Source organism: Nocardiopsis oceani (assembly GCF_054777395.1).
The window spans coordinates 121,505-146,848 of sequence record NZ_BAAHAR010000002.1 but is presented as its reverse complement, the minus strand read 5'-3'; the positions used below and the strand labels follow the sequence as shown (position 1 = coordinate 146,848).

Annotated in this window: 21 protein-coding genes and 1 riboswitch; of the genes, 7 read left to right on the top strand and 14 right to left on the bottom strand. The window is 69.5% G+C overall.

Features of this window, described 5'->3' with window-relative positions; all coding sequences use genetic code 11:
* The first annotated feature begins 27 nt into the window (after positions 1–27).
* The 3 genes from ACYVDG_RS01645 (at position 28) to ACYVDG_RS01635 (ending at position 2,786) form a co-directional block, all read left to right on the top strand.
* Positions 28–729, top strand: coding sequence for a response regulator (locus ACYVDG_RS01645; RefSeq protein ID WP_460746110.1), 702 nt, complete (start codon positions 28–30; stop codon positions 727–729).
* Positions 730–960: 231 nt separating this feature from the next.
* Positions 961–2,394, top strand: coding sequence for a threonine/serine exporter family protein (locus tag ACYVDG_RS01640; RefSeq protein ID WP_460746107.1), 1,434 nt, complete (start codon positions 961–963; stop codon positions 2,392–2,394).
* 203 nt (positions 2,395–2,597) lie between these two features.
* On the top strand, positions 2,598–2,786 hold the full coding sequence (locus tag ACYVDG_RS01635) for a DUF5999 family protein (RefSeq protein ID WP_254421345.1): 189 nt from the start codon (positions 2,598–2,600) through the stop codon (positions 2,784–2,786).
* A 108-nt stretch (positions 2,787–2,894) separates the two neighbouring features.
* On the opposite strand, the gene ACYVDG_RS01630 is transcribed toward ACYVDG_RS01635, so the two are convergent.
* The 14 genes from ACYVDG_RS01630 to ACYVDG_RS01565 form a co-directional block, all read right to left on the bottom strand.
* A complete protein-coding gene (locus ACYVDG_RS01630; protein WP_460746105.1) occupies positions 2,895–4,148 on the bottom strand; it encodes a tetratricopeptide repeat protein in 1,254 nt (417 codons plus the stop codon).
* A 296-nt stretch (positions 4,149–4,444) separates the two neighbouring features.
* Entirely contained in the window at positions 4,445–7,342 is a 2,898-nt protein-coding gene (gene gcvP, locus ACYVDG_RS01625) for an aminomethyl-transferring glycine dehydrogenase (RefSeq protein WP_460746102.1), read from the bottom strand.
* A gap of 91 nt (positions 7,343–7,433) precedes the next feature.
* A riboswitch (glycine riboswitch) is annotated at positions 7,434–7,525 on the bottom strand.
* A gap of 285 nt (positions 7,526–7,810) precedes the next feature.
* Positions 7,811–8,299: a MerR family transcriptional regulator gene (locus ACYVDG_RS01620; protein WP_460746257.1), complete on the bottom strand. Its 489-nt coding sequence runs from the start codon at positions 8,297–8,299 to the stop codon at positions 7,811–7,813.
* 463 nt (positions 8,300–8,762) lie between these two features.
* Positions 8,763–9,236 carry a bifunctional nuclease family protein gene (locus tag ACYVDG_RS01615; protein WP_460746099.1) on the bottom strand — a complete coding sequence of 158 codons (474 nt, stop codon included), beginning with the start codon at positions 9,234–9,236 and terminating at the stop codon, positions 8,763–8,765.
* 171 nt (positions 9,237–9,407) lie between these two features.
* Entirely contained in the window at positions 9,408–9,950 is a 543-nt protein-coding gene (locus tag ACYVDG_RS01610) for an FHA domain-containing protein (RefSeq protein WP_460746097.1), read from the bottom strand.
* 614 nt (positions 9,951–10,564) lie between these two features.
* On the bottom strand, positions 10,565–13,069 hold the full coding sequence (locus ACYVDG_RS01605; RefSeq protein WP_460746255.1) for a sugar phosphate nucleotidyltransferase: 2,505 nt from the start codon (positions 13,067–13,069) through the stop codon (positions 10,565–10,567).
* Between the two features lie 207 nt (positions 13,070–13,276).
* On the bottom strand, positions 13,277–14,032 hold the full coding sequence (locus ACYVDG_RS01600; protein ID WP_460746254.1) for a CDP-alcohol phosphatidyltransferase family protein: 756 nt from the start codon (positions 14,030–14,032) through the stop codon (positions 13,277–13,279).
* A 220-nt stretch (positions 14,033–14,252) separates the two neighbouring features.
* The gene (locus ACYVDG_RS01595) at positions 14,253–14,588 is read right to left on the bottom strand and encodes a DUF2795 domain-containing protein (protein WP_460746094.1); all 336 of its coding nucleotides are present in this window, start codon (positions 14,586–14,588) and stop codon (positions 14,253–14,255) included.
* Between the two features lie 150 nt (positions 14,589–14,738).
* Entirely contained in the window at positions 14,739–16,124 is a 1,386-nt protein-coding gene (locus tag ACYVDG_RS01590) for a flavin monoamine oxidase family protein (RefSeq protein WP_460746091.1), read from the bottom strand.
* A gap of 160 nt (positions 16,125–16,284) precedes the next feature.
* Positions 16,285–16,908, bottom strand: a complete 624-nt coding sequence (locus tag ACYVDG_RS01585; protein WP_460746087.1) for a DUF4352 domain-containing protein — start codon at positions 16,906–16,908, stop codon at positions 16,285–16,287.
* A 423-nt stretch (positions 16,909–17,331) separates the two neighbouring features.
* A complete protein-coding gene (locus ACYVDG_RS01580) occupies positions 17,332–17,976 on the bottom strand; it encodes a DUF4352 domain-containing protein (protein WP_460746083.1) in 645 nt (214 codons plus the stop codon).
* Positions 17,977–18,472: 496 nt separating this feature from the next.
* Positions 18,473–19,708 carry a right-handed parallel beta-helix repeat-containing protein gene (locus ACYVDG_RS01575; protein WP_460746080.1) on the bottom strand — a complete coding sequence of 412 codons (1,236 nt, stop codon included), beginning with the start codon at positions 19,706–19,708 and terminating at the stop codon, positions 18,473–18,475.
* Positions 19,709–19,865: 157 nt separating this feature from the next.
* A complete protein-coding gene (locus ACYVDG_RS01570) occupies positions 19,866–21,047 on the bottom strand; it encodes an amidohydrolase (protein WP_460746078.1) in 1,182 nt (393 codons plus the stop codon).
* Between the two features lie 55 nt (positions 21,048–21,102).
* Positions 21,103–21,501 carry a DUF4352 domain-containing protein gene (locus ACYVDG_RS01565; RefSeq protein ID WP_460746074.1) on the bottom strand — a complete coding sequence of 133 codons (399 nt, stop codon included), beginning with the start codon at positions 21,499–21,501 and terminating at the stop codon, positions 21,103–21,105.
* A gap of 196 nt (positions 21,502–21,697) precedes the next feature.
* On the opposite strand from ACYVDG_RS01565, the gene ACYVDG_RS01560 reads away from it, so the two are divergent.
* The 4 genes from ACYVDG_RS01560 to ACYVDG_RS01545 all read left to right on the top strand — a co-directional run bounded on the left by ACYVDG_RS01560 (position 21,698) and on the right by ACYVDG_RS01545 (position 25,278).
* Complete coding sequence (locus ACYVDG_RS01560; protein ID WP_460746072.1) at positions 21,698–22,312, top strand: hypothetical protein; 615 nt, start codon at positions 21,698–21,700, stop codon at positions 22,310–22,312.
* Positions 22,313–22,403: 91 nt separating this feature from the next.
* Positions 22,404–22,622 (top strand): hypothetical protein, encoded by a 219-nt coding sequence (locus ACYVDG_RS01555; protein WP_460746069.1) that lies wholly within the window; start codon positions 22,404–22,406, stop codon positions 22,620–22,622.
* Positions 22,619–23,179: a DUF6879 family protein gene (locus ACYVDG_RS01550; RefSeq protein ID WP_460746066.1), complete on the top strand. Its 561-nt coding sequence runs from the start codon at positions 22,619–22,621 to the stop codon at positions 23,177–23,179. The genes ACYVDG_RS01555 and ACYVDG_RS01550 overlap by 4 nt, the downstream gene beginning before the upstream one ends.
* Complete coding sequence (locus tag ACYVDG_RS01545) at positions 23,176–25,278, top strand: ATP-binding protein (RefSeq protein ID WP_460746065.1); 2,103 nt, start codon at positions 23,176–23,178, stop codon at positions 25,276–25,278. Before ACYVDG_RS01550 ends, ACYVDG_RS01545 begins: the two co-directional genes overlap by 4 nt.
* The last annotated feature ends 66 nt before the right edge of the window (positions 25,279–25,344 follow it).

Sequence of the window (25,344 nt, the reverse complement as noted above, 5' to 3'; positions counted from 1 at the left end):
GTTCCCGGGTGCGGGACAATCGGCCCCGTGCCTGTCTCAGTACTACTGGTCGACGACCAGCCCCTCGTCCGTGCGGGTTTCCGGCTGATCCTGGAGTCCGCCCCCAGCATGTCCGTGGTGGGTGAGGTCTCCGACGGCCGCGAGGCCGTGCGCGAGGCGCGCAGGCTCCTTCCCGACGTCGTGCTCATGGACGTGCGCATGCCGGGCATGGACGGGATACGTGCCACACAGGAGGTCGTGCAGTGGGCCCGCCCGCTCGGCCACGAGGTGCGCGTCCTCGCCCTGACCACCTTCGACCTGGACGAGTACGTCGAGGGGGTACTGCGCGCGGGTGCCTCGGGCTTCCTCCTCAAGGACGTCCCGCCGGCCGAACTCGTCTCGGCGGTCGAACTGGTCGCCGGGGGCTCCGCCGTCGTCTCCCCCGCCGTCCTGAGCCGACTTCTCGACCGCTTCGCCGCGCTACCGGCGGCCCCCGAGTCCGGTGCCGCACCGGACGAGGACGTCCTGACCGTCCGCGAACGCGAAGTCCTGCGGCTCCTCGCCAAGGGATGGTCGAACACGGAGATCGCCGACCACCTGGTGCTGGGCGCGACGACCGTCAAATCCCATGTCGGTAGCATCCTCACCAAGCTCGGCCTACGCGATCGCGTCCAGGCCGTCGTGCACGCCTACGAGACCGGGTTGGTCCACCCTGGACAGGACACGCAGCCGCCTGCGTCCCGCCCCTGAGCGTGCCGCGGACCGCCCTCGACGCCGGCCTCCAAGGCACCTGGTGACCGGCGCGTCGACGTCCGCGGGGCACACCGCGTATTGGCAGGATAAGCCAGTGACCGAACTCACGGGAGCCGCCGCACGCGCGGGGCGAACCGGGTGCGTGCGCGCGGCGTCCCCCTGCGGGTTGCCGAGGCAGTACGCCGAACAGCAGGAGTGCGGGCGACGGGGAGGGAACGGAGTACATCGATGCCGAGCAATCGTGAGCGGTCGGGTCCGCCGAGCGAGGAGCTCATGCTCAGCCGGATGCGCGACTGGCGGGCCGAGCACGAAGAGGAACTGACCCCGGAGAACCTCGGCGACGAGGACGAGGACGTCAACCTTCCCGACGCCCGGGCGATCAACCTGGCCCTGCGCGTCGGCGAGCTCATGCTGGCCAGCGGTGAGAGCACCGAGGCGGTCAGCGAGGCCATGCTCAGCCTCTCGGTCGCCTTCGACCTGCCCCGCTCGGAGGTGTCGGTCACCTTCACCACCATCTCCCTGTCCACCCACCCGGGCGGCGACCACCCCCCGATCACCGGCGAACGGGTGGTGCGCCGCCGCACCCTGGACTACTTCCGTGTCAACGAACTGCACGGCCTGGTGCAGCAGGTGGCTCTGGGCCTGCTGGAGCTGGAAGACGCCAGTGTCCGGCTGGAGCAGATCCGCCGGGCCCGCATGCCCTACCCGAACTGGATGATCGCGGCGGGCTTCGGCCTGATCGCCTCCAGCGCCAGTGTGATGATGGGCGGCGGCCCGATCGTGGCGACCGTGGCCTTCCTGGCCACCGTGCTGGGCGACCGTACCTCGGTGTTCCTGGCCAAGCGCGGGGTCGCGGAGTTCTACCAGATGGTGGCGGCGGCCGTCGTGGCGGCCACCATCGGAGTGGGGCTGCTGTGGGTGAGCACGACGCTGGACCTGGGCTTGCAGGCGGGCGCGATCATCACCGGCAACATCATTGCGCTACTCCCCGGCCGCCCGCTGGTCTCCAGCCTCCAGGACGGGATCAGCGGTAGTTACGTCTCCGCTGCGGCTCGTCTGCTGGAGACCTTCTTCACGCTGGGCGCGATCGTGACGGGTGTGGTCACCGTGGCCTACACCGGACTGCGCCTGGGCATCGACCTGGACCTGGAGAACCTGCCGACCGCCGGGACCTCCATGGCGGTGCCGGTCCTGATCGGCGCGGCCGGGATCGCGATGGCCTTCGCGATCTCCCTGGCGGTGCCCCCGAGGATGCTGCCCACCATCGGTGCTCTGGGCGTGATGATCTGGGTGATCTACGCGGGCCTGCGCTCTCTGCTGGACATCCCGCCGGTGGTGGGGACCGTCGTGGGCGCCGTAGCCGTGGGTGTGGTCGGGCACTGGCTGGCCCGGCGGACGCAGCGCCCGGTCCTGCCGTACCTGATCCCCTCGATCGCCCCGCTGCTGCCCGGCAGCATCCTCTACCGGGGGTTGATCGAGATCACGCAGGGCGCCACGGTGCCGGGCATGCTCAGCCTGGCAGAGGCGGTCGTGGTGGCGCTGGCGCTGGGTGCTGGGGTCAACCTCGGCGGTGAACTGGTCCGGGCCTTCCAGCGCGGCGGTCTGGCCGGGGCGGGCATGCGCAGCCGTCCGGCCGCCCGCCGTACGCGCGGCGGTTACTGATCCACCGGACCCGGCCCTGGCCGGACCCGGACAGGGAAAAGCCGAATCGGACCGAACCCGGGACGGGTGACGTGAGTCTCATTCATGGAGAGCGGCCAAGAACACAGCAGGGATGTTGTCGCCCAAACCGGCAGCAGCATGTGATGTCAACCACTACTGTGGGCGTCAGCTCAACGAGGAGCACCGCTAAGAAAGGCTCTGTCATGTGCAGCCATTCACCCTCCTGCCCGTCCTTCGAAGACACCGACCGCGAAGCCGCGCGTGTCCTCTCCAGCCACCCCGAACAGGGTTGGAGCCTGCTCTGCAACGGAGTCGTCCTTTTCGACGACACCGGCGAGCTTCTCCCCGACGGGGCGGTTGTCGCCCCGCACCGGCCCCGCGTCGCGGCCTGACTCGCCGACGCCTTCCCTGGCCCGCTCAGGGCCTTCTCCGGTCAACCGCCTAACAACCGCTCCCGCCCGGGCACCTCGATTCCCGGGCGGTGACGTGCGCGAGGCCCCTCATCGGCCGTCGGGCCAGCCTTCGGGCAGCACGTCCTCACCCATCGCCGCGCTGAGCCTGCGCCGGAAGTCCGCGTGCACGTCCCCACCCCAGACCAGCTCGCTCGGGGTGCGCAGGGCCTGTTCCATGGCGGCCCGCAGCGCGGCCGGACGGGCCTCGCCCTCCACCACCGGCACTGCCAGCAGGGCGTGCATCTGGGTGACGACCGCGAACAGCTCCCCGGCCAGCGCGGGCGCGCTCGCGGTGGCCACGGCCTCCTCCAGGTAGACGTCCCACCAGGGCTCCGGAGCCGCTTCGCCGTCCTCGGCCTGGGGCTGGGCGAAGGAGCGGCGCAGCCGTGCGCGTACGGCGTCGGCGGTGTCCGGATCGCGGCTGTCCAGGCCCGTGCGCCAGACCCTTTCGGCCGAGTCGGGTTCGCCCCGCAGCGCCAGCAGGCCGGCGAGCAGTTCCACCGCCGCGCCCGAGGTTCGCGGCGCCGGACTGGCGACCGCACCCTCGTCCGACGGCCGGGGGTCGACGACCGCCCCCACGTCGGCGATCGCGCGCTCCAGGTGGGTCGCGGCCCGCAGGAGCCTCAGCCCGGGGTCGTCGCCGACGGTCAGTCCGCGCTCCACGGCGGCTGCCGCGGCGCCCGGGCGTCCCCGTTCGAGGAGGCGTCCGGCCAGGTCACGTGCGGCGTCGACGACGGTCGTGGCGTGCAGTCGACTGATCGCGGCATCGTCGGGGGGTAGTTCCAGCGCCGCCTCCCAGTGTTCCTCCGCCTCGGCCTCCTCACCTCGCGCTTCGGCTTCGCGGGCCAGGCCGTACCGGGCCACCGCGGTGTAGGCGGGTCCTCCCAGGTCCAGCAGGCGGTGCCAGACACGCGCGGCCTCACCGTGGGATCCCTCCTGTTCGAGGGAGAGCGCCAGGTGGTAGGCAGCACGCGGAGCGTACCGTGCGTCCCCGGTGGCCAGGGCCCGCCGGGCCGCTTCCCTGGCCGCCGCGAGGTCTCCGCGCTGGTCCTGGACCACGGCCAGCCCGAGCAGCGCCCTGGCCTGGACCTTGGGCCGGGGGTTGGCGGACACGGCCTGCTGGTAGAGCTTGGCGGCCCGCTTGAGGTGGCCGTTCTCGGCGAGGTCCTGGGCCTGGTCGCACAGGTCGGCCGCGCCCTCGGCCGCGGGTGCGGAGGTGTCCTCCACGTCGTCGGGGTCGGTGGGTTCGGGCGGGGGGTCGGCGGGGCCAGAGCGCGCGGGAGGTCCGGACGTCGTGGTCATTCGCTCCGCTTTCCATGGGGGTGTCGGGCCCGCGCGGTGGGGAACGCGGACCGTCGGCGTCGCCGTAACTCTAACGCGCTCTCCCCCGGCGGGCAGGGGCTCGTGGTGCGGGTGTCGGTTCCCGGGTACGTGCCCTTTTCGGACCACTGCCGAACACCGCCCGGTATGGACCGCGTGAGCTTTCGGGGCGCCCACTGGCCACACCTTTACGACGTAGATCCGTCATAGGCGCGAAGACGGGGCGCCTCCCCGCGGGTCGGCGCCCCGTTTTGCTTCCGGCGGTTCGCTCCGGCGTGTCAGAGCTCGAAGGCCTCCGGCGGCGGGCAGGAGCAGACCAGGTTGCGGTCACCGTAGGCCTGGTCGATCCGGCCGACCGGCGGCCAGTACTTGTCCTGGCGCAGCGACGACAGCGGGTAGGCCGCCTCCGAACGCGTGTAACCGTGGTCCCACGTGTCCGCGGTCAGCGCCTCAGCGGTGTGCGGGGCGCCCCGCAGCGGGTTGTCGTCGGCGGTCCACTCCCCCTCGGTCACCCGGTCGATCTCGCCGCGGATGGCGATCATCGCCTGGATGAACCGCTCCAGCTCGGCAAGGTTCTCGCTCTCGGTCGGCTCGACCATCAGCGTGCCGTTGACCGGGAAGGACATGGTCGGCGCGTGGAAACCGTAGTCCATCAGGCGCTTGGCGACGTCCTCGTTGCTGATGCCGCTGGCCTTCTGGAGCGGGCGGATGTCGATGATGCACTCGTGCGCGACCAGGCCGTTGGAGCCGGTGTAGAGCACCGGGTAGTAGGCCTCCAGGCGCTTGGCGATGTAGTTGGCCGACAGCACCGCGGTCTCGGTGGCCGCGCGCAGCCCGTCACCGCCCATCATGCGCATGTACGCCCAGGAGATCGGCAGGATGCCGGCGGAGCCGAACGGCGCGGCCGAGACCGGGCCGACCCCGGTGTGCGGGCCCGCCTCGGGCTGGCCCGGGTGGTTGGGCAGGAAGCCCGCCAGGTGCGAGCGGACCGCGACCGGGCCGACACCCGGGCCACCGCCGCCGTGCGGGATGCAGAACGTCTTGTGCAGGTTCAGGTGGCTGACGTCGGCGCCGAACTCGCCCGGCTTCGCCCAGCCCAGCAGGGCGTTCAGGTTGGCGCCGTCGACGTAGACCTGGCCGCCGCCCTCGTGGACCAGGCGGCACACCTCGGTGATGGTGTCCTCGTACACCCCGGCGGTGGAGGGGTAGGTGACCATGATGGCCGCCAGGTCCTCGCTGTGCTTGGCGGTCTTGTCGCGCAGGTCGCCGAGGTCCACGTTGCCGTCGTCGTCACAGGCGACCACGGCCACGCGCATCCCGGCCATGACCGCACTGGCAGCGTTGGTGCCGTGCGCGGAGCTCGGGATGAGGCAGACGTCGCGGTGGGCCTCCCCGCGCGAGCGGTGGTAACCGCGGATCGCGAGAAGCCCGGCGAGCTCGCCCTGCGACCCGGCGTTGGGCTGCAGGGACACCGCGTCGTACCCGGTGACCTCGGCCAGCCAGGCCTCCAGGTCGCGGACGAGCGAGACGCTGCCCGCGGCCTGGTCGAGCGGAGCGAACGGGTGCAGACCCGCGAACTCCGGCCAGGTGACGGCCTCCATCTCGGCCGTGGCGTTGAGCTTCATGGTGCACGAGCCCAAGGGGATCATCGTGCGGTCCAGCGCCAGGTCGCGGTCGGCCAGGCGGCGCATGTAGCGCAGGAGGGAGGTCTCGCTGCGGTGGGTGTTGAACACCTCGTGGGTGAGGTAGTCGGTACCGCGGGCGAGGTCCGCGGGCAGGCGGTCGGCGGACTCGTCGACGGCGAGCGGACCGCGCTCCGCGCCGCGGTCGGCCTCGCCGAAGGCGGCCAGGACCTTGTCGAGAACGGCGACCGGGGTGGTCTCGTCGACGCTGAGGCCGACCGTGCGCTGGTCTACGGCGAGCAGGTTGACGCCGGACTCCAGGGCCTTCTCCACGACGCGGTCGGCGCTGGGAACCCGCACGCGCAGAGTGTCGAAGTAGGCGGAGTGGACGACCTCGAACCCGCGCTGGGTGAGCGCGTCGGCCAGGGCAACCGTGCGCCCGTGGACCTGCCGCGCGATCGCGCGCAGGCCGTCGGGGCCGTGGTAGACGCCGTACATCCCGGCCATGACGGCCAACAGCACCTGTGCGGTGCAGATGTTGCTGGTGGCCTTCTCCCGGCGGATGTGCTGCTCACGGGTCTGCAGGGCCAGGCGGTAGGCTGGCTTGCCCACGTTGTCGACCGAGACGCCGACCAGACGGCCGGGCAGCTGGCGGCGCAGCTTCTCGCCGACGGACATGTAACCGGCGTGCGGGCCGCCGAAACCGAGCGGGACACCGAAGCGCTGGGTGGAGCCCACCGCGATGTCGGCGCCCAGGTCACCGGGGCTGCGCAGCAGTGTGAGGGCGAGGATGTCGGCGGCGACCACCGCGAGCGCGCCGCGCTCCTGCGCCTGGGCGATGACGGCGCTGGGGTCGCGCACCGCACCGCTGGAGGCCGGGTACTGCACCAGGACACCGAAGGTCTCGCCCTCGGGCAGCCCCTGCTTCAGATCGGCGACGACGACCTCGATACCAAGGGGCTCGGCACGGGTGCGCAGGACCTGGAGGGTCTGCGGGAAGATGTCGGAGTCGACCACGAAGGCGTTGCTCTTGACCTTGGAGGCCCGCCGGGCCAAAGTCATCGCCTCGGCGGCCGCGGTGGACTCGTCCAGCAGGGAGGCGCCGGTGATGGGCAGACCGGTCAGGTCGGAGACCATGGTCTGGAAGTTGAGGAGGGCCTCGAGCCGACCCTGGGAGATCTCCGGCTGGTAGGGGGTGTAGGCCGTGTACCAGGCCGGGTTCTCCATGATGTTGCGCATGATGACCGGCGGGGTGAGCGTGTCGTAGTAGCCCAGGCCGATCAGCGAGGTGTTGACCTCGTTGCGCTCGGCCCGGTCGCGGAGCTCGGCCAGGGCCTCGGCCTCGCCGATCGCCTCCGGCAGGTTGAGGGGGGCGCTCTGGCCGGGTCCGGACAGGATGGACTCGGGCACGGCGGCGGTCATGAGCTCGGTGCTGGAGTCGTAGCCGACCGTCTTCAGCATCTCTGCGGTCTCGGCCGGAGTGGGGCCGATGTGGCGGTCGGCGAACACCCGGGCCGGGGTGCCCGGGGCGGGGTCGTTCGACGGGTCAGTCACGGAGACCTCCTGGTGACAGGGCCGATCGGGTCGGCGGTGTTCCTCACGGTCTCCCCCTCTGTCACCGGGCGCACCCAGGCTTCAGAGTGGCCTCCTCCGCGCGGTCCATGGTGCCTGAGAGGTTACTGGGGAGTATTGCCCCGTCGGCGCCCCGTCAACCGAGGTCTCTCCCGCGCGGTATCAACAGCCTGCTGACGCTCTGTACATGTAGGCAAGCAGGGATAATGTCGGTTTTCATCCCAGTTGCGCCTACGACCGTACTCGATCACCACCGGAACCACCGAGCCCGGGCACACCTTTTTCGGCGAATCCCACGGCCTTCCGGCTGGTCCGGCAGCGGCAGCCCCCAGCTGCGCGACCGCGCCCGCGGGGACGGCCTTCATGTGTGCGGACACCGAAGATGTGTGCGGAAATCGCCCGCCAGATCCCCACCCAGGGTAATACCGCAGGGGCGGTTCCGCGGGGGGTTCACCCGGTGCGCCGCTCCCGGCGCCTCCGGGCCAGCTCGTCCACGGGCTGGGGAGCCGGGGTCGGCAGATCCGTGCGCTCCTCCGCGGGGACCACGCCCAGAGCTTCCTCCAGCTCGCGGGAGACATTGGCCAGAGCCAGGCCGAACATGCCCTGGCCGCGCTGCATCAGGTCGACGACCTCGTCCGGCGAGGTGCACTCGTAGACGCTGACGCCGTCGCTCATGAGGGTGATGCGGGACAGCTCAGCGGCGGGCCGGCCACGCAGGTGGTCGACCGCGGTGCGGATCTGCTGCAGGGAGATCCCGGTGTCCAGGAACCGTTTGGCCACCTTGAGCATCAGGATGTCAGGAAGGCTGTACAGGGCGGCGTTGTGGGCACCCGTGCGCACGCTCGGCTCCACCAGGCCGGTCCTGGCCCAGTAGTCGAGCTGTCGATAGGTGATCCCCGCGGCCGTACACGCCGCTGGGCCCCGGTACCCGACGTCCATAGGCAGCGCCACCACGTCCTCTTCGCACAGTAGGCCCTGCTGCCCTGCTAGCCGCAGCGCGGACCGCCTGTCATGGGGATCCTGCTTGCTGCTCGCTACTGCCACGCCGACCTCCGGCTCCTCGTCCCGCGGCGGCATCGACAGGGGAGAGTCCACTCAGGGAAAAGGCGCGCCGCGGGTTTCACAGCACTGACCGTAGGACGGCCGCAAGGCAGCGTCAACGAAGCCACTCGGCGCGTCGCCAAGTACGCGCTGTGGCCCAGGGACGGTCACCGTCCCGGCGGGACCGGCTGCGGGTCCGACGACTTTTCGGCTGCACCCACCACGACCATTCCCTCGTCCCAATCTATCACCGGTCTGCCTCACAAAGCCGCAGGTCACTGCGGCATTTTCACGCGGCGGGAACGTCCCGCCCCGGTACACAACTCGGGACCCGCGATATGCGGGCCCCGTCAGGTGTCTGTCACGTGCTCCGTCGGCCGAAGTCATCGGGCGAGATGTTGTCCAGGAACTCCCGGAACGCCTCGACCTGATCTTCCTGCTCGTCCGGGATGGGCATCCCGGCCTCCTCGATCACGTCCTCGTGCGCGTAGATCGGCGTACCGGTTCGTAATGCCAGCGCGATCGAGTCGGAGGGGCGCGCACTGACCTCCACACCGTTGCTGAAAACCAGCTCGGCGTAGAAGATGCCGTCGCTCAGGCCCGTGATGTTCACCGTCTCGAGCCCGGTGTCCAAGGCGTCCAGGACGTCTCGGAACAGGTCGTGGGTGAGCGGCCGTGCGGGCGCGACCCCCTGTTGGGCGAGCGCGATCGCGGTGGCCTCCACGCCGCCGATCCAGATCGGCAGGTAGCGGTCTCCCTCGGATTCCTTGAGCAGGACAATCGGTTGGTTCGAGGGCATCTCAACCCGGACGCCGACGACCTCCATGTGCTTCACAGCGGCTCCGTCCCACGAGTCGTCATGCCGGATGGGCGCGCTCGTTCCCTGCTCCCCCGCGAAAACAGGATCCCGAGGGCAAAGGCACCCTTCGTTACAAAGCTCTCCGGAGGCGGGGGGCCGCAAACCTCTTGGGCCCTCCCACCCCCGTCGACCGTGGTCAGCGCACCGTCACCGGCGCGGTTTAGTCAGCAGAACCATGCGGAACTTGCCGATCTGGATCTCGTCCCCTCCACCCAGCTCGGCCTCGTCCACCGGCTCGCGGTTGACGTAGGTGCCGTTGAGGCTACCGACGTCGCGGACGCCGAACCCGTTGCCCCGGCGGAAGAACTCCACGTGGCGTCGGGAAACGGTGACATCGTCAAGGAAAATGTCGCTGTTGGGATGGCGGCCCGCGGTGGTGACGTCGCTGTCCAGAAGGAAGCGGCTCCCGGCGTTGGGACCCCGCCGCACCACCAGCAGAGCGGTTCCGGGCGGTAGTGCGTCGGCGCTGGCGGGATCGTCACCGCCGAGCTCATCCCCCGATTCCTCCTCTTCCAAGGCCTGTATTCCGGAGATGGAGATGGTCGAAGTGACATCCCCACCTGAGTCCCCCGCCGCGGCAGGCTGTGGACTCTGCTGTTCGGCCCTGCGGACTGGAGTTCCACAGTGGGAGCAGAAACGGGCATCATCCGCAACGGCGTGACCGCACTGCGTGCAGTAAACGCTCGACATAGGTCGGCTCGGCCTCCTACCGCACGGGGCGGTGCTTGATTCGGCTGATCGGTGGCGCGTCCCGGGCGTCGAGCGGGCGCCGTGCCCGCACTCCGTCCGGAACACCGTGAGACGGCCCGTTGACGCGGCAACGGTACGGCTCACAGGTTCGGTCGCTAGGTCTCATCCCCCATGTTGTACTCCTTGTCACCCCCACTAGGTGTCCGCCGTTGCCGGGATCCCCGGGGCGGGTGGTGACGCGGCGCTTCAGGGAACACTCGACTTTAAACCATATCCCTGTCCAGACAGGGTTTTGCTCCCCCTAGGCCCGCCGTGGACCCCTTGACAAGGTCCGCGGCGTGGACCTGGCCGAACCCGGCACCCGGGGCGCCGCTTCGACCGGTGTGGGCCCGCAGGGAACCCAACACCTGTTATGGGGCTGATGCCCGGACCGGGCGTTTGGTTCTCCCGATGGCGGGGTGGATTTTACCGAACGGCCCCCAGTCTGCCTTGACCTGCCCTTATGCCCGTGCTTCCGGGGGTTGTCATCGGCCGGGGAGGGTTCCGGGGCACCCGGCCGCGGGCGAACCGTGCGGGTGCGGACGGCGCCCCGTCCGCACCCGCACGGTGTCCGGCTAACCCTCGGCCCGTTCCACCACGGCCGCCCATTCGTCGAGCAACCGCTGAGCAGTGTCCGAGTCAGGACCTTCGGCCCAAAGATGGGTCACGGCTTCGGCCGTGTCCGGCAGGACCAGCGCCCAGCTGCCGTCGGCCTCGATCGCGCGGACGCCGTCCGTGGTGTCGAGTTCCCGGTCCCCCGCGGCCTCCACGACCGCGCGCATGACGCTCCCCTTGACCGCCCACGGGGTGGGCACCGAACGGCGCAGGAGATGCGCTTGAGGGATCGCACGGTCGATCTGGCCGAGCGAGCGCCGGGTCCGCGCCACCAGACCCAGCAGCCGCACGAAAGCCGCGATGCCGTCGCTCGTGGGGCTGAACTCGGGGACGACGAAGCCGCCCCGGCCGTCTCCGGCGAAGACGATGGTGTCGCCCTCAGAGCGCACGGCCTTGGTCAGCTCGTCGGTGGCGGTCGCCGTCCAGTGGACCTCGGCCCCGTGGGACCGGGCCACCTGCTCGGCCACCCGGGTCGTGGTCACCGGAAGCGCCGCACTGCCGCCGCCGCGTTCGGCCGCGACCAGGTCCAGGACCACCAGCAGTGCGCGGTCGCCGTCCACCAGCTCGCCGTTCTCGTCCACGATGGACAGACGCTCGGCCACCGGGTCGAACCGCACGCCGAAGTCGGCCCCGGAGTTGGCGACCAGTTCGCCCAGACGCTCCAGGTCGCGCATCTTCTTGGCGACCGTGTCCGTGGGTGAAGCCTCGTCCAGCCGGTTGTTGACCGTGAGCACGTCCACGCCGATCCGGCCCAGCAACGAGGGCAGGATCAGCGAGCCCGTACCGCCCGCGCAGTCGACCACGACCTTCAGCTCCGCCTCGGCCACCCCGGAGGTGTCCACGGCGCGCAGGAGCTCGTGTGAGTAGTTCTCCACGTTGCGCGAGGGGATGGACAGTTCACCGATCTCACCGGGGAAGGCGCGCCGGTACTCGGCCCGGGAGAAGACCCGGTCGAGCTTGCGCTGGGCGCCCGGAGAGAGGTCGGCGCCCTCACCGTCCAGGAAGAGGATGTCCACGGACTCGGGGTCGCCCGGGCTGGTGCGCACGGCGATGCCGCCGCTGATCCCGCTCTGGGACGTGTGGAAGCGCGCCACCGGCAACGGGACCACCTCGAGGTCGCGCACCTCGATGGCGGCCGCCGTGAGCGCGCTGATGACCGCCCGTTTGAGCGTGCGCGCCGCCCTGGACACGTCACGGGACGTCGTGACGATCGCGCCCTTCTTGAGGGTGGTCGCGTAGGCGTTGGCCAGCCGGACCGCGAGCTCAGGGGTGATCTCGACGTTGATCAGCCCGGACACGCCGCGCGGGCCGAACAGCGAGCGCTGCCCGCGTGACTCCCAGACGACGTTGGTGCTGACCACCGTTCCGGCCTCGATGGTCTTGAAGGGGTAGACCTTGACGTCGTTGTGCACGTAGGCCTCGGACTCGATGACGCAGTCCTCGCCCACGACCGCGCCCTCCTCGATCCGGACGGCGGCCATGATGTCGGTGTTCTTACCGACCACGCAGCCGCGCAGGTTCGCGCCGCGGCCGATGAACACGTTGTCGTGCAAGACCGTGCGGTGGCAGAAGGCCTCCGCGCGCACGACGGCGTTGCTGCCCAGCACCGTGTACTCGCGCAGCTCCGCACCGGCCTCCACCTTGGCGTAGTCACCGATGTAGAGGGGGCCCTTCAGGACCGCGGTGGTGTCGACCTCCGCGCCCTCGCCGATCCAGACCCCCGGCGACACCTCGAAACCGTCGATCTCGACGTCGACCTTGCCCGAGAGGACGTCGGCCTGGGCGCTCAGGTAGCTCTCGTGCGTGCCGACGTCCTCCCAGTAACCGTCGGCGACGTACCCGTAGAGGGGCTCGCCCTCCTCCAGCAGCTCGGGGAAGACGTCACCGGACCAGTCGACGACCTCGCCGGCGGCGACGCGTTCGAGGACCTCCGGCTCCATGATGTAGATGCCCGTGTTGACGGTGTCGGAGAAGACCTGGCCCCAGGTGGGTTTCTCCAGGAAGCGCTGGATCCGCCCCTCGTCGTCCACGATGATGATGCCGAACTCCAGCGGGTTGGGGACCCGCTTGAGGGCGATGGTGACCTTGGCGCCGCGCTCCTTGTGGAAGCGGACCATGTCGGTGAGGTCGATGTCGGTGAGCGCGTCGCCGGAGATGACGATGAAAGGCTCTCCGCGCAGGTGTTCCTCGGCGTTCTTGACGCTGCCAGCGGTGCCGAGCGGGACTTCCTCGGCGACGTAGTGGAGCTTCATGCCGAGCTCCTCGCCGTCACCGAAGTAGTTGCGGATGAGGGTGGCCAGGAACTGCACGGTGACCACGGTCTCGGTGAAACCGTGCTTGCGCAGGAGGTGCAGCACGTGCTCCATGATGGGCTTGTTGACCACCGGGAGGAGCGGTTTGGGCTGGTTGGCGGTCATGGGCCGCAGTCGCGTGCCCTCACCGCCCGCCATAACGACGGCCTTCATGGGGACTGCCGGTGCGGCTTCGGTCGTATGTTCGCTCGTCATCGTCGCGACCTCCGAACGGCTGTGCCGTCAGGTGGCGCGGCGGAGGGAAGGTGTTCGGAGCGCGCGCCGTGGCGCGCGGTGGGACATGTTCTCATTGCGGAGATGACACTCCCTTTCGATCCGACAGGACTCTTGGTGAGCCGGCCCGCCGGTTCGCTCAGTGGATCAGGGCCCGGTCCTGCCCTGATCCGGTAGGCCCGGTCCCTCCGGGCCTTCGGGTGCCGCACCGGGATTGCCGTCAGCGGTCGCCGGTGCGATCGGATCGGGTCGATCCGCGCTGTGGCCGCGCGTGGGGTCGCTGCCGGGAACACCGGTCCGGGTGCCCGCGCGATCAGCGCCTTCGTCGCGGCGGGTCTGGTCGATCAGGCGCAGGCCCTGTACGGCGTAGAGCAGTCCGGCCCACCAGTACAGAGCCGTTCCCCACAGGGCGAAGGCCCAACCTATAATCCGGGCCACATCTCCGATGATCGAGGCGTATCCGCCGATGAACAGCAGCGGGAACGAGTAGAGCAGGCAGAGTGTGGCGGCCTTGCCGGCGAAGTTGGCCGGCAGCGGACCGTAGCCGAAGTGGCGCAGCAGCGGCAGGGCACCGATGATGAGGACGTCGCGCAGCACCAGGATGGCCATCAGCCACCACGGGACGATGCCGCGCACGACCAGCCCGAGCAGGGCCGCGAAGATGTAGAGGCGGTCGGCGAGCGGGTCGAGGATCTGCCCCAGTTTGGACATCTGGTTCCAGGCCCGCGCGATCTTGCCGTCCAGCCAGTCGCTGAGCCCGGCGAAGACGAGCACGAGGAGCGCCCACCAGTCGGCCTGTGGCACCAGAATGAGCCAGAGGAACAGCGGAACACCCAACAACCGGAGCATGCTCAACAGGTTGGGAACCGTCCAGATGCGGTCACTGACCACCGGGCTGGCCACGTCGCCCCTCGCCTCGTGTCTGCCTTCGTCCGCGGATCGCCCCATGGTGCCAACGATAACGGGCGGGACCGTCGCTTCCCGCCACCATGGCTCCCGCCGGCCCCGACTGGTCTCCGGTGGACTACCGCGCCCCAATCGTACCGTGTACGGACTTCCCCCGTGGCCGAGGTGCCGCCACTGAGACCTCAGCGGACGCGCGGGAGGGTGTGGTCGCCCCTCCTCAGGACTTGCGGTTCTCGCCGAGCTCCTCCTCGATGGGGTTGACCGGGCCGGTCTCCTTCATGGTCTCGGCCTGCCCGGGCTTGGTGTGGTGCCTGCGCTGCTGAGCCTGCTGGGACTCCGTCCGCTCGCCCCCGTCCGACTCGTCCAGGGCCACGGAGCGCATGACGTCGTCCGGCTGGTCGTAACCGACCGGAGGCATCGCTCGCAGCGCTCCCAGAAGCTCACTGTCGGCGCCCAGGGCCGAAGCCCGCTCCACGATCTGCTCCTTGTCGGCGGGAAAACTCACCTGCCCCAGGATCCTCTTCAGCCCCGCGACTCCGTGTTCAGTACTCATCGTCACAACCTCCCGGTTGACTGGTAGCGCCCTCGTCTCGGGCGTTCTGAAGCCCCTGGCCTGGTTCACGGCCTCAAGGGCTGGTGAAAGGGGCCGCACGCGCGCACTACCCGAGTACGGTCGCACCGAATCAGGCCGCACGCTCTGTGCTCAGCCCAGAGCGAGGATGCGTTCGGCCTCGCGCCGGCCCGAGAGCAGCGCCCCGTGAACGGTGGCGGTGTGCTCGATCTCGGTGGCCTCACCCGCGAAGAACACGCGGTCCCCGACCGGGTCGCCGAGGATCGTGCGGTCACCGTCGCCGGAGCCGACGGCGGTGAAGGAGAAGCCGCCCCGGGCGAAGGGGTCGTCCATCCAGTGGGTCAGGTAGTGGTCGGCCGGGTCGGGCGCCTTCTTGAACATGCCGCGGAGGGACGCCATGGCGTGTTCGACCACCTGCGCCTCGTCCATCCGGGCGAGGAAGCGCGCCGCGTTCCCACCGTTGCGGCTGACGAGGATGGGCTGGCCGAAGACGTTCTGGCCCGCGTACCAGTGGAACCACGCGCCCTCCTCGGTCCCCAGGTGGACGATCACCTCCGCGTCGCCCCAGAAGACTTCGTCGAACCGCAGGAAGAGCTTCTCCAGCCGACCGTTGCCCAGCCGCTCCAGCGCGTCCTGCTTGTCCACGGGAAGAGCCGGTTCAAAATCCACCTGCCCGGCCTTGAGGACCCCGACGGGAAGCGTGACCACGACCCGGTCCGCGGTCAGGGTCTCCTCCCCCTCAGGGGTTTCGACCCGCACACTGGCGCTCCGGTCGTTGTGGGAGACGGACAGGACCACGTGCTCCAGGCGCACGTCCAGCCCTCGGGCGAGGTAGTCGGTGACCTGCCCCATCCCCTCGGGGAACACGACGTCGTCGCCGCTGAACTCGTGCAGGGCCGCTACCGCGGAGAAGGCGACCTCCTCGGCATCGGCCCCGTGGTCGGCCTCGGCGAGCCGGTGGACGATCTCGGTGGCGTCTCTGGCCCGGGAGCGCACGAGGTTGACGTCGTAGAGGGCGTGGTTGATGCCCTCTTCCATGGACTCCTCGGGGCTCGCGCCGACCGTGGCCCAGTACATGTGTTCGTGGAGGAGGCTGACGTCCTCCAGGTTGCGGCGGTGCCGGTCGAACAGGAGCCGACGGCCCTTGGGGTCGTAGGCGGTCTCGGTAGAGCGGTTGAACACGGCAGTGCGGGCGCCCACCTCCGCCACCAGCCTGGACAGCGGGTTGTTCTCCTCGCCGCGCATCCAAGACGCCCCGACGTCCAGGGTCGCGCCGTCCCAGGTGCGCACCGAGTGGATGCGGCCCCCGATCCGGTCCCGGGCCTCGAGCACGGTGACGCGTTCGCCCTGGTCGGCGAGCCGGTCCGCGGCGGCCAGCCCGGCCATGCCCGCGCCCAGGACGATGGTGTGGCCCCGGCCGGGACCGGCCTCGCGTCCGCGCGGTTCGGGTTCGGTGCTTGCCCCGCCGCGCTGCTCCACCCCGTCCCCGGTGTTCTCGCCGCTCACGTCCTCGGTCATCGCGCTCCCCCTCCGTGTCGACGGACGACAAGGGCGACCCTAAGCGGACGAACCACTCCGACCAGGGAGGACACACGGAAAGGGCCGGGGCGGGGACCGGCCTCAGGCCTGGATCCCCGCCCCGGACCGCTGTGAACCGAGACCGGTCAGCCCGTGACCGCTACTCCAGGCTCATGTTGGCCGAGGGGCCGGTGCCGTCGTCCGTGACCTCGAGGTAGTACGGCTCGGCGTCCTCCGGGATGTCGAAGACGACCTCGACGAGGCCGCCGTCCCCGGGTTCCATGTTGTGGGAGAAACCGCCCAGGTCGCGGAGCTCAGTGGTCTCTTCGGTGGAGGACGAGTACTCGACGCCATCGGTGTCCACCAGAGTGACGCCAGCGTGGAAGTACATGACCATGTCGTCGCCGAGGTTCTCCACCTCGAACGCGACGATAACGTACCTGTCACTCGCGGTGAACTCGCCTCGGGTCGCCTCGATCGCGTCCACGTCGGTGTCCAGCGACTCGAAGGTGAACTCCAGGTCCCCGGGCTGAACGGTGCTGCCCTCGGGGCTGTCGCTCGCGGCGTCTTCGTCCTCGTCATCGTCGAGGAAATCGTCGTCGAGCGGGTCGTCGTCCTCGCCCATGCCCTCGGGTGTTTCCAGCGTGGCATCCCACTCCGGGGGCTCCGCCCCGGAGGCGGAGTCATCGGCGCCGGAGGAGCCGCGGTTGATGAGCGCGACGGCTCCGACCGCGACCACGGTCAGCAGGAGGAGGGCGCCCCCGACACAGGCGACCACGACCATGGGCGAGACCCCTCCGCGGGACTGCCCGGGAGGGGGCCCGCCAGGGGGTTGGTGCGGGGGCATCCCGCCGGGGGGTTGGTGCGGGGGCATCCCGCCGGGGGGTTGGTGCGGGGGCATTCCACCGGGGGGCTGCTGGGGCGGGGCCCGCCGGGGGGCTGGTTACCGTAGGCCATCGAGTATTGAATCTTTCAACTAGGGGATCAGCGGGAGTCAAGTCCGGAGTCCGGGTGTCATCATCCCCCACTCTCGGGCCGTCCGCCCTGTTCACGGGTGTTGAGACGACCCGAGTCCGGAATCGGTTCCCGCCGGGATGGGTCGAATCCGACCCGCCTTGACCCACCGCACCGGCCAATCGGGGTACGAACGGTGACCAACCCTTGTGCCCGGCGTTTCGCGGCACGTCGAACCTGCGGCAGGCAGGGCTCAGTGCAGGTCGAGGTTGGCCTGGTCGTCGTCGTGACCCATGTCCGAGACGAGCAGGTGGCTCGGCTCCTCGTCCGCGGGGATGTCGTACAGGGCCAGGAAATAGCCGTCGTCGCCCGGCTCCAGGTTCGCGGAGACCCCGCTGGTGCTGGCGTAGTTGTCCTTGCTGGAGACCGTCGCTTCGATGTGGTGCTCGTATTCGATCCCCTGGCTGTCCACCATTCGTGTCGGCACGGCGGAGAACGAGATCAACTCGCTGCCGTGGTTCTCGACCACCATCTTGACGAGGACGAACTGCCCGTCGGGCTCGATGATGGGGCCCTGGTAGCTCTCGACGCTGCCGTAGTCCGTGGTCATGGAGTAGAAGGTGTAGCTCAGGTCACCGGGCTGCACGGTGCTTCCGTCACCGCCGCCGTTGCCCGCGTCGCCGTCTTCTTCGGTGCCCTCGTCTTCGGTGTCGCCGTCGTCCCCGGAGGTGTCACCGTCGTCAGCCTCCGCAGCGACAGAGCTGTCGGAGCCCAGGCGGTCACCGAAGAACACGTAGCCGCCCACGGCGACGGCGATCATCAGGATGGCGGCGATGCCGATGCAGCCGAGCACGGCGAGGGGGGAGGTCCTGCTTCCCGAATTATTACCGTAAGTCATGGTTGTTTCCACGTCCTTGTGTGGGGGTGGCAGAGGGGTGGAGATGGAATTCGGGCGCGTGAACCCCCTCTATCTGGTTCCTCAGCGCCGTTCACGTGTGGTCCGACGGCTGACTGCCCGGGGAGGTTCAGCGGACTCGTGGCCGCATCGGGCCAGAACTTTTCCGACAAGGGCAGCATGATCAGCGACAGAGAGTCATAACCTCGTGCACGAGGCATCTCCGGATACGGGTGCCGTGCTCTCAGGTATTGGTAGTGGGGGAAGGGTCCGGCTCGAACAGGGACCGGGGGAGGCGGTCGGCGCTCTCCACCCGACCGCCACCCCGCCGACCCGGGCGGCCCCGTCCTGACCGCCCGGCCCAGCAGGGCGCGCTGCGCGCACCCTCCGCTCTCACCTACCCATGAAAGCTAGTGCGCAAGGCTTTCAGATTTCTTCTGGCGGGGTACCCGGCACCGGAACGAACGGAAAACCCACCGGGTACCCCGGAACGGGCTGGTCAGCAGCTGTTGTCCTGGCTGTCCTGCCACGTGATGTCGCGGACGACGGTGCCTTCGGCACACGGTTCCTCGTTGACCGCCGAGTCGACCACGGTCAGGTTCTCCAGGGTCACGTCCGACGTGTTGGCGAACTCGTCCCGGGCGGCGATCCGGATGTCGCCCGGGCCCTCGACCGTTCCGCCCTCCTCGGCGATGGTCACGTTGTGGCAGTTCTCGATCAGGACCGCGTTGCCTCCGGTCCCGGCGATGTCCACGTTCTCGATGACGGCGCCGCCGCTCTCGGACACGCAGAAGATCCCGCGGCCGCCGCCGCGGGCACGCACTTCGCCGACCCGGATGTTGGTGGGGTGTGCGTCCCCGACCATGCCGTTCCTGTTGGCCATGCGGAAGGCCGCGTACCCGGTGTCGGCGCCCGCGTTCTCGGCGTCGACGAGCCCGACGTCGGCGTTCTCGGTGTCGTTGAGCAGCAGGCCCGAGTAGGCGGTGTCCCTGGCGGTGACGGTGCCCACGGTGAAGCCGTCGACGCTGTAGGTCTCCACGCCGTGGTTGTCGGTGCCCGAGACGTAGACGTCGTCGATGCTGATGTCGCGGGCCTGGCGGCCGTCGTCGTTGTCCCGGCTGTCGATGCGCATGCCGTGGCCGCCGGACATCCTGAGGTCGACTTGACCGAAGTGCACGCTCTCCGCGCTCTGCACGAACACCCCGAAGTACGGGGATCCGGTGAGGGACAGGTGGGGCACGGTGACGTCCTCGGCGTGGCGGATGCGCACGGCGGCGTGGTCCGCGCTCACCTCGCCGGTGACGTCGATGGTGCCGCACACCTCCAGCGACGTGTGGCTCGGCAGGTCCAACGACTCGTCGCCGGGGACGGAGCCGGAGCCGCGGACGACCACGCTCTCCTGGGACGTGCGCCCGTCGTCGAGGCTGTCGACCGCCTCGCGCATGGCGGTGAGCATGTCGTCGCCCTCGTGGACGACGTCGTCGCCGCTGCGCACGGTCCAGGTGGAGCCGTCCAGTTCGGCTTCGGCGTCGAAGCTTCCCTCGCCGCACTCGGCCGCCGCGGTCTCGGCCGTTGCGCCGGAGCCCTGGAGTTCGGTGCCGGAGGGCTGGTCGGCGGGGGCGAGCGTGGCGGCCGCCACGCCCAGCCCGGCGAGTACGGCCAGGCCGGCGGTGGGCAGTGCCCAGCGCGGATGTGAGCGGCGCGGGCGTGATCGGCGTCGGGGTTCGGAACGCATACAAGCTCCTCGTGTGCGGGCCCAGTGGGGGCAAGGGGGTCACGAACGCGGTGGGGATCCGTCCCCGCCGCGGGGTCGGAAGCTAGCACGGAAAGCGTTTTCCCGATACCGGTGCGATCACGGACCAAGGGCAAGCGGGCCGTGCCGGCCACGCGGCTCAGACCAAGTGGCCCTCACGCGCGACGGTCCGGCCGGCCCGCACGACGGCGTGCCGCGGCGGCAGGTCCACCACGACCTGGGGCAGGCACTCGCCCTCGACCAGGAAGAAGTCCGCTGGGGCGCCGACGGTGAAGTCGGCCGCGGGCAGGTCGGCCAGGACGGCCCCGTCGTACGCGGCGGTGCGGAAGGCGTCGGAGAGCTGCTCGTCGAGCCGCGCCTTGAGCGCGCTCGCCAACAGGTGGGCGCGGTGCAGCATGTCGGCGTCACCGAACGGGCTCCATGCGTCTCGGACCCCGTCCGAACCCGCGCCGACCCGTACCCCGTGCTCGCGCAGGCGGGCGACGGGCAGCACCCGGGACGGGTCCGGGGCCACGGTGGTCAGGGCGATTCCGGCGTCGCCGAGGGCCGCGGCCAGGCTGTCGAACTCCTCCCCCGCCTGAGCCACCCCGAAGGCGTGGCTGACCGTGACGTTGTCCCGCATGTCCAAGGCACGGGTGCGCTCGATGATCGCCCACAGCGTCCGCGAGCCCGCGGGGCCGCTGTCGTGCAGGTGGATGTCGATCCCCACCCGGTACCGGTCGGCCAGGCCGAAGACCAGGTCGAGCTGACCGTCGAGGTCGTCGTCGAAACCTTCGGGGTCGATGCCGCCGACCAGGTCGGCCACCCCGGTGCGCAGCGCCTCTTCCAGCAGGGCATCGGTCCCTGGCGCCCGCCGGACCCCGTGCTGCGGGAAGGCGACCACGCGCACGTCCAGGGCGTGGGCGAGGTTCTTCGCGGCCGCCTTGATCCCTTCCAGGCCCTCAAGTCCGTAGGAGGGGGCGATGTCGGCGTGGGCGCGCATCGCCCGCGTGCCCCGGGTGACGGCGTGCCCCATCAGGCGTTCGGCCCGCACCGCGACCGGGGTGGGTGTGTTGCGGAAGACCTCGGCGTCCTGCTCCCCCAGCTCGGCGATGCCCCGGGCTGCGCGGCGCGAGTACCAGGGCTCACCCCAGGTGGTCTTGTCCGGGTGGATGTGCGCGTCGACCAGTGTGGGGAGGGCGATCCTTCCCCCGCCGTCGACGACCTCCGCCGACCCCGCCGGTTCGGCGGCCACCCGCCCGTCGACGACCACCAGGTCGACGTGGTCACCGCCCATGGGCCGCACGTTCCGGAAGATCGTGGTGCGCGGCTGTTCGTTCAAGGCGGGACTCCCTCTCCGCTGGAACTGCGACCCACAGAGAATGCCAGGCAATGGTTCAGACCACGAACTGGACGCTGCGGCGGCGGGAGCGGTTGTAGGTGTCGCACAACAGGATCTGCAGGGGTTCGACCCATTCAGGGAGGTCGTAGACCAGGGCGGTGTCACCCGCCTCGCCGGGCTTCAGGGAGTCGAGAACGGTCTCCACCAGGGCGGTCGCCACGGGGTCGATCATGTGCTCGGCACCCTCCGTGTCGACGAGGCGCTGCGCACCGGTGTAGAAGGACGCCTTCTGCTCTCCGGTGTTCAGCACGTACAGCTCGACCACGGTGAACTTCCCCTCCGGTTCACGGACACTCCCCCGGTCTCCCTCGACCGTTTGGATCCCCGAGCGCACAGAACGGACCGTGAACCGGAGGTTGCCGACGACGACGGACGCGGAGGGGGTCGGTGCCATGGGGGCCTCCCTGATGTGCCTCTGGTCACTGGCGAACCTGATACAGATCTTCCCCATCAGACCCCGATAAGTCAGTAAAACGCACCCCTGGCGGACAGTGCGCCGACGCCCCCGGGGAACGGGACGCGACCCCGCACAGCGATACGCGGTGCGGATACGCTGGAACACCCCTGAGGAACCCCGAACAGGAGCAGGATTGGCAGTCGTCTCGCATGTCTTCCCCGCACCGCCGGTAGCGGTCTGGCAGGCCCTGCCGGCCGGGACGTGGGCCCTCAGGGGCGAGTTCCCCCGTTACGACCAGTACGGCGGCACCCTGGAGTACCGCACGGGCGTCACTTTCCTGTCGTGGGGCCAGGTCATCCGGGTGCGGCTCGAACCCGTCCCCGAAGGGACCGGGGTGACGGTCAGTACGTCCATGAAGTTCGGCCTCTTCGACTGGGGCGAGGGCAAGTCCCTGTGCCACAGCTTCCTGAGCGCGGTCGACCGCCACCTGAGACAGGCACCCCCCGCAGCACTACTGATCCGGCAGGGTGCCGTCTGCCGCTCATCTCCCGTAGCCGGCCGAACCGGGCGCCTGGTACAAGCACCCTCAGGGCAAAGAAGCCGGAAGCTCCCCCGTGGCCGCCGGGTGTGTGGTGTGCTGGAAGACATGGAGCAAGATGGGGACGGCGACGGCCCTGAGGGGTCCGTACGGGGCCAAGCGTTGTCTGACGCGCTCGCCGCAGCGGACGTCAAGAGGCTCGTGCTCGCGTCGCGTGAGGGTGATGGGGACGAAGCGGAACGGATCCGCCGAAGGTACCTGGAGGGCTAGGCCGCTGGTGGCCAGAAGCCTTACGGGGCAGGGGTTCCCGTGTTAGTTTCAGGGCCTTGGGTTCGTACTTTCGAGGCCTGATCGGAGATCCGTGGACCTGGAACTTCTCGCCAAAGATGACAAGTCTGGCCACAAGGGCTGCCCATCCGTCTACATCAGTGACACCGGAGAGTTCGTTGTCCAGGGAGTCGGCCTCGATGACGCTGACTTCGCCAAGCTCGCCGACCCGCTACCTGGTGAGACCGCTGTGCGCATCTCCCCCGAGATCGTGCTCGCCGCCGTCGAGCAGTACCGGCGGAGGGGCACGTGACTGCTCCGCGAGCCGGTTCTCGTCCGGTCGGCGAAGAAGAGTTCGATCGCTTCTTCGAGGAGTGCCGCTACACCGCATTCCGGTTGGAGACCCTCCAGATATACGACGTCGGCTATGAGGAAGAGGCGTACCGCCGATTCCTGGCCGACGGGGAAGTGATCACCACTTCCTCCCACCAGGACTGGGCCCGCCTCGTCGGCAGCGGGCGACGCTTTCGCCGAGTTCACGTGGTCACAGAGCCCCTCACGGACTACCTGCGGTTCGAGTGTGTGTGGGCCTACCGCTCCAATGTCAAGGCGGGTGAGGACGTCAAGATCCTGCCCGTCGAGGAGGGCTACTGGCCCGAGGGCATCCCTCGATCCGACTACTGGTTGTTCGACTCAGAGCGTCTGGTGTGCATGGACTACGCCCCTGACGGCACCATGCTCACCCCCGCATTGGTGACCGAGCCCGACGAGATCGTGCGTGCCAACGCTGTACGTGACCGTGCCCTGCACCTGGCCACCCCTTTCAGCGAATACGAGAAGCACTTCGACGCCAACATGCGCCCCCTGTGACAGACAGCGAGAACCGTCGGACCACCAACACTGTGCACGGCAGCCCAGAAGCACTCGTGCAGACGGGGGCAGTACACGGTGATGTCCACATCGCCGCCGAACCCTCCCGAGCATCCCCTGTTCCGCGGCAGCTACCGCTACCCGCCCGGGGATTCGTGGACCGCGAGGCCTTACAACGTCGGCTGGACACACTGACGGTGCAGGGGGCGGGTGTACCGGTCGCGGTCCTTGCCGGGCCGCCCGGCGTTGGCAAGACCGCGTTGGCTGTGCGCTGGGCCCATCATGCACGCAGTCGCTTCCCGGACGGGGACCTCTACATCAGCATGCACGGCCATGCCCCCGGACTGCGGGCGCAAGCTTCCCAGGCACTCGACACCATCCTGAGGACACTCGGGGTCGCCTCTGACCGCATTCCCCTGGACGTGGACGGCCGCTCGGCTCTCTACCGCTCTGAAGTGCACGGCAAGCGCCTTCTGGTCGTCATCGACGACGTACTCGCCCCAGCCCAGGTGCGGCCTCTCCTTCCTGCCTCATCCGGCAGCATGGTCGTGGTGACCAGTCGAAGCACACTCCCCGGGCTGGTCGCACGCGACGGCGCCGAGCGCCTGCATCTGGGGGTCCTTCCCCTCGCTGACTCCGTGGACCTGCTGCGAGTTGCGGTCGGCGCCCGTGTGGACTCCGAACGGGAAGCCGCATGCAGCCTGGCCGAGCACTGCGCACGCCTACCGCTGGCTCTCAGAGTGGCGGCGGAGCGGCTCATCGACCGGCCGGACACGGCTCTGGCAGATCTGGTGGACGAGCTGGCCGCCGAGGAGTCCCGCCTGGACTCTCTCGCGGAGGAGGACGAGTTGAGTGACCTTCGTGCCGTGATGACTGCCTCCTATCAGAGCCTGGACACCGAGGCTGCCCGGTTCTTCCGGCGTCTGGGACTGCACCCCGGACCGGAGTTCTCCATCGCGGCCGCATCGGCGCTCGCCGACGTCTCAGGCAAAGAGGCTCGCAGGCTTCTGGAGCGCTTGGGTCGCGCCAACCTCGTGGAGCGCCCGCACGTAGACCGCTACCGTCTGCACGACCTGGTGCGCCTGTATGTCGTGGAACGGGTTCGTGTAGAGGACGGGGACGACACGGTGCCCGAAATCATCGGTCGGCTCGCATGGTGGTACGCACACGCCGCGTCCCGGGCTCAGCTCGCCGATCAGCCGCATTTTCCCGTGGTCCCCGGGGGCGAACCGCCGCACGAGCTACCCGACTTCACCGCTCTCCAGGACGCCCTCTCATGGTTCGAGACCGAGCGTACAAACCTCGTCGCCGTGACGGAAGCCGCCCAGGAGTACGGTCACCACGACACCGCCTGGCGCCTGCCCGCCAGCGTCTACCCTCTGTTCGAGGCACACCGGCACTGGCATGCGTGGGTGGACTTGCACAGGGTGGGATTGAGGGCGGCGGAGCACGCCGAGGATCCCTTCGGTCTGGCCCGCAACCACCTTGGGATGGGCGACGCCCTGTGGTTACAGGAAGACCTCGAAGCGGCCGAGCACCACTACCGGGCGGCTCTGGAAAGCAGTGATGCCTGGGTTAAGGGGTTCGCGCATCGGCAACTGAGCCTGGTGTCCTGGCAGCGCGGTGAACGTGGTCCCGACGTCGTGCGGCGCGTGGAGCGTTCCCGCGCAATCTTCCGGGAGGTAGGCGAGCGGCGGGGCGAAGCGATGTCCCTGATCAGCATGGCCGATTTCCAAGCCGACGCGGGCAGGTGGGAGGAGGCCCTCATCCACTGTCGCGAGGCGATGGACATCTTCGAGGAGGTCGGCGCCGAGTGGAGCGTGGCTTGGGCGCGCTGTTCCCTGGGTCGCATCCTCACCGGCACGGGCCACGCCTCAGACGCCGCTCTGGAGTACCGAGCAGCCATCACGGTCTTCGACCAGTACGAGGACGCCGACAGCCGAGCGGTGGCGCTGCTCGGCCTGGGTGATGCCCGAGCTGAGCTGAAAGAGCCGCAGCGGGCGCGCGAAGCCTGGAGTGCTGCCTTGGACTACCTCCGGGACCACGATGACCCGCGCACCCGTGAGGTGGAGGAGCGCCTGAGAGCACTGGATTCCTGAGAGGAAGCGGAGCGCCCGCCCCTGGAAGTCAGGGGCGGGCGCCGCAATGTTCGGTTCGGTCGGGGT

Excerpts from the sequence above, each read along its gene's own strand:
- ACYVDG_RS01605 (WP_460746255.1), bottom strand. The coding sequence starts at position 13,069 with ATGAAGGCCGTCGTTATGGCGGGCGGTGAGGGCACGCGACTGCGGCCC.
- ACYVDG_RS01635 (WP_254421345.1), top strand. The coding sequence starts at position 2,598 with ATGTGCAGCCATTCACCCTCCTGCCCGTCCTTCGAAGACACCGACCGC.
- ACYVDG_RS01590 (WP_460746091.1), bottom strand. The coding sequence starts at position 16,124 with ATGACCGAGGACGTGAGCGGCGAGAACACCGGGGACGGGGTGGAGCAG.
- ACYVDG_RS01585 (WP_460746087.1), bottom strand. The coding sequence starts at position 16,908 with ATGGTCGTGGTCGCCTGTGTCGGGGGCGCCCTCCTCCTGCTGACCGTG.
- ACYVDG_RS01565 (WP_460746074.1), bottom strand. The coding sequence starts at position 21,501 with ATGGCACCGACCCCCTCCGCGTCCGTCGTCGTCGGCAACCTCCGGTTC.
- ACYVDG_RS01610 (WP_460746097.1), bottom strand. The coding sequence starts at position 9,950 with ATGTCGAGCGTTTACTGCACGCAGTGCGGTCACGCCGTTGCGGATGAT.
- ACYVDG_RS01640 (WP_460746107.1), top strand. The coding sequence starts at position 961 with ATGCCGAGCAATCGTGAGCGGTCGGGTCCGCCGAGCGAGGAGCTCATG.
- ACYVDG_RS01580 (WP_460746083.1), bottom strand. The coding sequence starts at position 17,976 with ATGACTTACGGTAATAATTCGGGAAGCAGGACCTCCCCCCTCGCCGTG.
- ACYVDG_RS01595 (WP_460746094.1), bottom strand. The coding sequence starts at position 14,588 with ATGAGTACTGAACACGGAGTCGCGGGGCTGAAGAGGATCCTGGGGCAG.
- ACYVDG_RS01630 (WP_460746105.1), bottom strand. The coding sequence starts at position 4,148 with ATGACCACGACGTCCGGACCTCCCGCGCGCTCTGGCCCCGCCGACCCC.
- ACYVDG_RS01620 (WP_460746257.1), bottom strand. The coding sequence starts at position 8,299 with ATGGACGTCGGGTACCGGGGCCCAGCGGCGTGTACGGCCGCGGGGATC.
- ACYVDG_RS01575 (WP_460746080.1), bottom strand. The coding sequence starts at position 19,708 with ATGCGTTCCGAACCCCGACGCCGATCACGCCCGCGCCGCTCACATCCG.